Source organism: Novipirellula sp. (genome assembly GCF_041583735.1).
In the GTDB taxonomy this organism is placed as follows: Bacteria; Planctomycetota; Planctomycetia; order Pirellulales; family Pirellulaceae; genus Novipirellula.
The window spans coordinates 1-8,416 of the sequence record NZ_JBFHFD010000379.1; the positions used below are offsets into that span (position 1 = coordinate 1).

Genomic DNA, 8,416 nt, shown 5'->3' on the forward strand with positions numbered 1-8,416 from the left:
CCCCCCGAGCGGAACCGTGTTGCCGATCGCTTTGCCCGTATTCAAATCAACGATGTGCAATTGCCCATCGCACCCGCCAATAAACGTGCTATCACCAGCGACCGTGGGGCTGCAGCGAATTTGGTCGTCGGTTTGGTAAGTCCACACCGGCGAACCGTCTTTGACGGCAAAGCAGTACAGTTTGCCATCTTGGCTGGCGATCAGCACATTGTCACCAAAAAATGCCGCCGAGCCATCGATCTCGCCTTCGGTTTCCGCTTGCCACAGCAGTTTTCCCGTTTTGGCATCGAGAAAATAGAAATTGCCTTCGACATCGCCGATCGCCAGATGCCCGTCGTGAAATGCAGGCGGAGCGGTGAACCCTGTGTCATAATCGTGCGTCCACACTTCTTTGCCGTCGACGCGGGAAATCCCATACAGCTTTCCCATCACGTCGGCTGCAAACACTAAATTATCAGCGACAACCAAGGCGGATTCGATCGCCTCGTCCGCCTTGTATTCCCATTTTACGACCAAATCCTTCGGAACCTGTTGATCGGTCGCCCCAGTCGATTCGGGGTTGCCGCGGGCCAGCGTCCACTCGCTGAGCGATTTGCGAGCCGATTCGTCCGAGGCGGTCCCGGCGGGGGCGGTAGCAATGGCAGCAGAAATGGAGAGCAAAACGACGGCAAATTTGACACAGCCCGCTTTAGAAAACGTGTTTATCTTCAACATTGCAGCTTATTTTTGAGTCTTTGAGATAGCCGGTAGTCAAAATCGGCGATTCCAGCGATTATACGTGCTTGCTTGACCCTGCGAATGCAGGACCGTTCTTCCTCGATGTTTTTTCTGACTTCATGATTTGTGTTAGCCTCGGTCGTGCCCGCCACAAGCGGATGATTGCTGAACATCAGTTTCTCGTCGAACAAGGCGCCCAATTGGTCGAGCTGCGGCTTGATTTCATCGGGCGTGCGGTCAATTTGAAGCGTTTGATTGATGAACGTCCGGGCCCCGTCGTGATCACCTGTCGTCGTCGCGAGGACGGGGGACGTTGGATGCGTAGCGAGCAAGAGCGTTTGATGGTGTTGCGAAGTGCCATCGCCGCGGGGGTCGAGTACGTCGATATCGAGGCCGACATCGCCTCGCAAATTCCTCGTTACGGCAATACAAAACGAATCATCAGCTACCACGATTTCGCGGAAACCCCCGATGATTTGGAAAGTTTGGCCGCTGCCATGGCGGATGAGGACGCCGATATTGTCAAAATCGCCTCGATGGCCAACAGCTTCTCGGACAACATCCGTATGTTGAATATGGTCAAAAACGCCAAACGACCGACAATCGGGATTTGTATGGGCGAAATCGGGATGGTGACCCGGATTCTGGGCGAGCGAGTTGGATCGCCGTTCACCTACGCGACCTACAGCGCCGACAAGAAACTGGCGCCGGGACAGCTCAATTGGAAAGAGATGAACACGCTGTACCGCTACAAAGAGATCAACGAGGCCACCGAATTGTTCGGCGTCGTCGCCGACCCCGTCGCGCATAGCTACAGCCCGCTGATTCACAACACCGCCTTTTACGATCAGGGGCTGAATGCTCGGTATTTGCCGTTCCGGGTCCCCGCCGACGATCTGCACATTTTCCTCCAAAATGCTCGCAATCTTGGGGTCAGCGGGATCAGCGTCACGATCCCTCACAAAGAGCGAACGCTCGAATATTGCACGCAAGCGGAATCGAGTGCGAACGGAATTGGGGCGGTCAACACCGTGATTTTCCAAGGCAAAGACAACCTTGGCTACAACACCGATTACCGCGCGGCGATGGATTGCATCGAACAGGTGCTGACGCTGAAAAAAGACGTCGAGAAACCGATGATGGGCATGTCCGTTCTGATCCTGGGCGCCGGCGGGGTGTCGCGAGCGATCGCATGGGGATTGCGTCAACGAGGCGCCGATATCACGATCGCCTCGCGAACCTTTGAACGCGCCAACCTTTTGGCTTCGGAAATCGGCTGCCGCGTGGTCGAATGGGAAGATCGTCATTCACACAAGGTCAACTTGCTGGTCAACGGAACGCCGATCGGAATGCATCCTGATGTCGACAGCACGCCGTATAACGCCTCGGCAATGAACCAATTCATGGTCGTGTTTGATACCGTTTACAATCCCGAAAGTACGATGTTGATCAAGCATGCAAAAAAGCACGGCTGCCGAATCATCACTGGGATCGATATGTTTGTTCGCCAAGCGGCGTACCAGTACAAATTGTTCACCGGACGCGACGCCCCGATCGCCTTGATGCGAGACACCATCAAACAAGCGACTAACCCAGTTCAATTGAATTAAGCATTTGCGGCATTAGGAGTGATCGTGACGCAGGATTCTTCGCAAAATACCCCTCATTCGTCGGAAAACTCCGACGCCGAGCCCCCTTCATTGCTGGCGGGGGTGACGATTCGCAAAGCGATGCCAGGCGACGCCGAAGCGATTCATGCCCTGCTGCGGCCTTATGTGGCGCAGCGGTTATTGTTGGCCCGCACCGAAGCCGAAGTGATCGAGCTGACTCGGCATGGTTTTATGGCGGTGCGAACCGATGATGGCAAAGAAAAATGCCTCGGGTTTGCCGCAGTCGAGATCTACAGTGCCAAGCTCGCCGAACTGCTCAGTCTAGCGGTGCACCACGAGTATCGAAATATCGGGGTTGGCCGGATGCTGGTCGACCATTGTGTCCAGCGCGCCCGCGAGCTCGGGGTGATGGAGGTGATGGCAATCAGTTCCTCCGAAGAGTTTTTCAAAAATTGTGGCTTCGATTACTCGCTGCCCGACCAGAAGAAAGCGTTCTTCTGTCAATTGCGACCCCGCCACCCGCACTAGATGCCGACCGATTTTTTCGCCTCGGGTTCTTTTGCGTCGGGCTCGGCAACGGGTTTGGCGGGCGTGGGTTGGCCCGAGTTCGCTCGATCCGCGGCAGCATCAGGCTTGGGAATCGGAGGAGGAAGTATTTCTGCTGGCTCGGGCGAAGTTTCGGTTGCCGCGGGGGCGGCAGGCTGCGGCGTCGACTCGCGAATGTCGTTACCGCTACTCGCATTGGCGTCGCTACTCGCATTGGCAAGGCGAAGTTCCAATTGACGACGCGTTTCGGCAAACCCTGGCAGTGACGTCAACCAGCGGAGATCCGGGTTGAACGTCACCCCCTGGTAATTGCGGAGCCGTGTCTCGGCCATTTCGGAGGACATTTCCCCCGCATCGATCAGGCGTGCGATCTCTGCAGGGGCCAAATAGTCGATCCAGATATCGCTGTCGCCACCTCGCCGCGAAAGGCTGGTTTGCAATTGCATCGCCGCGCGGCGGAGCAAATCATCCGACGCCGACCCCGCGAACGGAGGTCTTTGGGACGCAGCCGAAACGGGGCCATCACCTAGCAGAGGGGATGGAGTGGCCGAGGCAATGATCGAGCTGCCGTATCTGCGGTCCGAGCTGCTGAATCCTGGATTGCTTTGCATGGGAGCGACCGGCATTGGAGTGCCGTAGATTGAGCTGCCACCAACCATCGGACTCGCGCTGCGGTAGTTCGGTGACACGTACACGTTTGGGGGGTAACTTGGGACGCTGCGATAGTAGGGCGAGGCCGGGGGATAGGCGTAACTCGGGTAAATGGGGCTGCCATAGCGGCTTGAATAGCGTGGTCCGGCATAAATTCCCGTATTTACCGAGGTAAAGGGAGCACGAACCCGGGTGTCACCCCAAGGAGCGACATCCACTGCAACAAATGGGACTCGGACGCGGACGCCACCGCCGAATCCGCGGCCGATCTGGATCAGCTGGGCCTCGGCCTGTGGTTCCGGGCTGAGCGCAAATAGTGATGCCAAAGCGAGCATCGCAATCGGGCGACCCGAGCAAAATCGGGTTGCAAAGCTGCCGAGTACTGAGGTTTTCATCGCAATTATCTCTCATTGATGGGGTGATTGGCTCAATTGAAAGTCGCTCCCCTCCATGGAGGTCTAGGTAATCTAGCGAAAATTCGCTGTCCGGCTAGTTGCCATTGCATACAGCAGAACAGCGGTTCACTTTTCATGGATCCTGTCGCGGAAAACGGGCGATTCGTCGCGGTGTTCGAAGCCGTAGGGGGTAGCGATGGGAAAGTTAAGAGGGCATTTTTCATTCCAAGCTAAATTTCCTGCGTTTCAAACGCCGAGTAGCTATTGACAGGTTTCGTGCAAAACGGATACTTGCTCGTTCGTAATGAATTAAGGCCCGACGGAAAAGATCCACAACTACTTTCTATGCCAACCATCAATCAACTCGTCCGCAAGCGACGTAAGCTGAAGAAAAGCCAAAGCAAGTCGCCTGTGCTCGAAAAGTGCCCACAGAAACAGGGCGTTTGCTTGCAGGTCCGTACGATGACTCCTAAGAAGCCTAACTCGGCTCTTCGGAAGATCACGCGTGTGCGTTTGAGCAACGGCAAAGAAGTCACCGTCTATATCCCTGGTGAAGGTCACAACCTTCAAGAACACTCGATCGTCTTGGTACGTGGTGGACGTGTTCGTGACTTGCCGGGTGTTCGTTACCAAGTGGTCCGCGGATCGCGTGACGCATTGGGCGTTGATGGCCGCAAGCAATCTCGAAGCCGTTACGGTGCGAAGAAATAGTTTGTGGATTTGATTCCACAAACCCACTCGCTTCGAGATTTTACCGTTTAGATCCATTTCACGGATTTGCCAGCCGATCGTTGTTTTCGGCCGCGATTCCCAACCGACTTACCGAAACCAAACATGGGACGTATCACAGCTAGCCGCACCTCGCTTAAAGGTGACCCGAAGCACGGATCGATGCTTGCGGGCAAGTTCATCAATTGCTTGATGCTCGATGGCAAAAAGACCACAGCACAGCGAGTTTTCTACGACGCACTCGAAGAAGTTGCTAAGCGTAATACCGACGCCGAGCCAATCGAAATCTTTGAAACCGCACTGGAAAACATCAAGCCTTACATCGAAGTTCGCAGCAAGCGAGTCGGTGGTGCGAGCTACCAGGTGCCGATGCAAGTGAACCGAAGCCGTCAACAAAGTTTGGCGATTCGTTGGTTGCTTGCGGCTGTCCGCGACAAAAAGGGTCGCCCAATGCACCTAAAACTTGCCGACGAAGTTTTGGCAGCCTACAAGAAAGAAGGCGTTGCCTACACCAAGCGTGAAAACACGCACCGCATGGCGGACGCGAACAAGGCATTTGCTCACTTCGCTTGGTAGTGCATTCGTACAACGAAATCCATGGACCGCGATCCGGTGTGGCTTACACCGTGTCGCGGTTTTTCATGCGCTAGTGTAGGCTTTGCAAAAGCACAATCCACTGCCCTGACGCATCCGCGAATCTTGATTTCGTGAACACGTCGAGCTTGAACCGGTTTCCCTTCTTCCTAGCAACACCCCACGAGACTGATGGCTCTCGACATATCCAAAATTCGCAACATCGGCATCATTGCCCACATTGATGCGGGCAAAACGACCGTGACCGAACGCATGCTGTACCTCAGTGGTGCGAAGCATCGAGTCGGCCGGGTTGATCATGGAACGACCGACACCGATGACGATCCCGAAGAACAAGAGCGGGGGATCACGATTTTCAGCGCGTGTGTGAAGTACACCTGGAATCAGTATTCGATCAACTTGCTCGATACCCCCGGACACGTCGACTTTACCGCCGAAGTAGAACGCTGTCTTCGCGTGCTCGATGGTGCGGTCACCGTGTTCTCGGCTCGCGAAGGGGTCGAAGCGCAAAGCGAAACCGTATGGCGACAGGCGGACAAGTATGGCGTTCCGCGGATTGTCTTTATCAACAAGATGGACCGTGAAGGAGCCAATTTTGAAGCGGTCTATAACGATATCGCTCCTCGATTGGGCGGGCGTCCTGTGGCGGTGGAGTTGCCGGTCGGCCAAGGCCCGCCACACACCAGCGATCCGTTCCGTGGCGTGATCGATCTCGTCGACCTGAAAATGCTGGAATTTGATCCGGAAACCGAAGGCAAGGAAGTCAAGGAAACCGAGATACCCGCAGACCTGCTGGACGAAGCGATGTTGTGGCGGGAACAGATGCTCGAGGTCGTTTATGAATTGAACGACGAAGCGATGATGTTGGCGATGGATGAAAAACCGGTGCCGCGTGAGATGATTGTCTCGACGCTCCGCAAAGGTTGTATCGAGATGGCGATCCAGCCGGTTTTCTGTGGTTCGGCACTGCACGGTATCGGCGTTCAGCCGCTGATGACCGGGGTTGGCAATTATCTGCCCAGTCCGCTGGATCGGCCGCCGGTCGAAGGAGTCGACCCCAAGAAGCCCGACAAAGTCCTGTTGCGAAAACCGGATGTAAAAGAGCCGTTTTGCGGATTGGTGTTCAAAATTTTGCCTGCCAAAACGGGCGACAATTACTGGATCCGTGTCTACAGCGGCGAACTGAAACAGAACTCACGCGTGCAATGCCCCAATCGCGACAAGAAAGAAAACATTGCTCAACTGTGGCAGATTCACGCCAGCAAGAAGGAACGCGATGGGCAAATCGAATCGGTCGGTGCCGGCGATATCTGCTGTGTGATCGGCCCCCGCTTTGCCATCACTGGCGACACCGTTTGTGACACCAAAGAGACGATCGAATTGCCGAGCATCAAGTTTGCTGAGTCCGTGTTGTCGATGGCGATCGAGCCCGAAAACACAGGCGACCGCAAAAAGCTTGAAGAAACGCTCGATATGCTTCGCCGCCAAGACCCCACATTTCATGCCGTTGAAAACGAAGAGCTTGGCCAGACGCTGATCAGCGGGATGGGCGAATTGCATCTGGAGGTCATTCAGCATCGCTTGACGCGTGACTTTGGCTTGAACGTCAAGTTTTATAAACCACGCGTGAATTATCGCGAGACGATCAGCGGAAATTCCGACATCGTGGGTCAATGCAATCGCCAAATCGGGGCATCGCACATGTTCGCACGATTGAAGGTCCGCGTGTCGGCACTCGAAGACAGTTCGTCGCCGGTGTTGGTGTTTGACCGCTTGCCGCCCGAATGTCCGCTGCAAGGCAATGTTCGCGCTGCGGCGATTGAAGAGCTGCGTCAACGTGCTGAGGGGGGCGGGTTGATCGCAGGGTTCCCGCTGTCGGGCGTTAAGATCGAAGCCTACGACGCCGAGGTTCACGAAGAGGGCAGCGACGAGGTGGCGTTCCGCATTGCCGCCGGAGACGCGTTCGACAAGGGACTGCAGGCCGCCGGCCCCGTGCTGCTCGAACCAGTCATGCGGGTCGAAGTCACCACCCCCGAAGATTACATGGGTGAGATCGTCGGTGACTTGCTGCAGCGGCGAGCCATCATCGCTTCGACTGAAACCCGCGGCGCGATGACCGTGATCACCGCTCACGCCCCGCTAAAAGAATTGTTTGGTTACTCGAGTGCCGTGCGAAGTCTCAGCCAGGGACGGGCGGGCGGTAGTATGGAACCGTACAGCTACCAACCGGCGCCCAAAGAAGACGCCGAGAGTTTTCAGTACTAAACCATCGCGACTCGCTAACGAAATTTAACCGCTAAGATGACGACACAGACGCTTGCGTTTCATGACGGATGTCTCGATCTGATCGATCAGACTCGACTTCCTTCCGAGTTGGTGACGTTGCGATGCGAGAACGTCGACCAAACGTTTGATGCGATTCAGCGATTGGTCGTCCGCGGAGCTCCGGCGATTGGGATTGCGGCCGCCTATGGCGTCTGTTTGGCACGTCAACCTGATGGGACGCGGTCCAGGCAAAGCTATCTTGATGCAATCGAATTTCTCGCGAAGAGTCGTCCTACCGCAGTCAATCTGTTCTGGGCGCTCGACCGCATGAAAGCGATTGTCGATTCGGTGGGTGACGACGATGCGTTGCCCGAGCGTTTGCTTTGTGAAGCGACGACGATACATGACGAAGATCGTCAAATGTGCCGCGACATCGGACGTCACGGTGCCGAGCTGCTCGCTGAATGCCACCGCGTGCTGACGCACTGTAACGCAGGGGGTTTGGCGACGTCGATGTGGGGCACGGCGCTCGCGCCGATATACCATCTGCACGAAGCGGGGCACGCCATCGAGGTGTTTGCCGACGAAACGAGGCCCCTGCTACAAGGCGCTCGTTTGACCGCATGGGAATTAGCGCAAGCCGGTGTGCCGGTTACGGTGTTGACCGATTCGATGTCGGGAAGCTTGCTGAAGACGGGCCAAATTGATGCGGTGATTGTCGGCGCCGATCGAATTGCCGCCAACGGCGACGCCGCCAACAAGATCGGGACCTACCCCTTAGCGGTGCTCGCCCGCTATCACCGCGTTCCATTTTATGTCGCGGCGCCCTCGAGCACGTTTGATCCTGCGCTCGCCAAAGGCGATCTGATCCCGATTGAACAACGCGGGCGTGACGAAGTCGCCAACCCC

Annotated in this window: 8 protein-coding genes; 6 read left to right on the forward strand and 2 right to left on the reverse strand. The window is 55.9% G+C overall.

The features are described 5' to 3' along the window. Window positions 1-714 (reverse strand): PQQ-binding-like beta-propeller repeat protein (locus ABX962_RS23155; RefSeq protein WP_372722733.1); only part of this gene is annotated, 714 nt, incomplete at its 3' end. 122 nt (window positions 715-836) lie between these two features. Between ABX962_RS23155 and aroE the strand changes: the two genes are divergently transcribed. Together aroE and ABX962_RS23165 are read left to right on the forward strand one after the other, a co-directional pair. Continuing rightward, on the forward strand, window positions 837-2,327 hold the full coding sequence (gene aroE, locus ABX962_RS23160) for a shikimate dehydrogenase (RefSeq protein ID WP_372722735.1): 1,491 nt from the start codon (window positions 837-839) through the stop codon (window positions 2,325-2,327). An 18-nt stretch (window positions 2,328-2,345) separates the two neighbouring features. Next, window positions 2,346-2,855: a GNAT family N-acetyltransferase gene (locus ABX962_RS23165; protein WP_372722737.1), complete on the forward strand. Its 510-nt coding sequence runs from the start codon at window positions 2,346-2,348 to the stop codon at window positions 2,853-2,855. On the opposite strand, the gene ABX962_RS23170 is transcribed toward ABX962_RS23165, so the two are convergent. Further along, on the reverse strand, window positions 2,852-3,919 hold the full coding sequence (locus tag ABX962_RS23170) for a hypothetical protein (protein WP_372722739.1): 1,068 nt from the start codon (window positions 3,917-3,919) through the stop codon (window positions 2,852-2,854). The two genes, ABX962_RS23165 and ABX962_RS23170, sit on opposite strands and share 4 nt — an antisense overlap. 345 nt (window positions 3,920-4,264) lie before the next feature. Between ABX962_RS23170 and rpsL the strand changes: the two genes are divergently transcribed. From rpsL to mtnA, 4 genes are all read left to right on the forward strand, one after another. Beyond that, a complete protein-coding gene (rpsL, locus tag ABX962_RS23175; protein ID WP_008708955.1) occupies window positions 4,265-4,630 on the forward strand; it encodes a 30S ribosomal protein S12 in 366 nt (121 codons plus the stop codon). 123 nt (window positions 4,631-4,753) lie between these two features. Beyond that, a complete protein-coding gene (gene rpsG, locus ABX962_RS23180) occupies window positions 4,754-5,224 on the forward strand; it encodes a 30S ribosomal protein S7 (protein WP_372722741.1) in 471 nt (156 codons plus the stop codon). A gap of 189 nt (window positions 5,225-5,413) precedes the next feature. Then, window positions 5,414-7,507, forward strand: coding sequence for an elongation factor G (fusA, locus tag ABX962_RS23185; RefSeq protein ID WP_372722743.1), 2,094 nt, complete (start codon window positions 5,414-5,416; stop codon window positions 7,505-7,507). Window positions 7,508-7,543: 36 nt separating this feature from the next. After that, on the forward strand, window positions 7,544-8,416 hold an 873-nt coding region (gene mtnA, locus ABX962_RS23190), incomplete at its 3' end, for an S-methyl-5-thioribose-1-phosphate isomerase (RefSeq protein ID WP_372722745.1).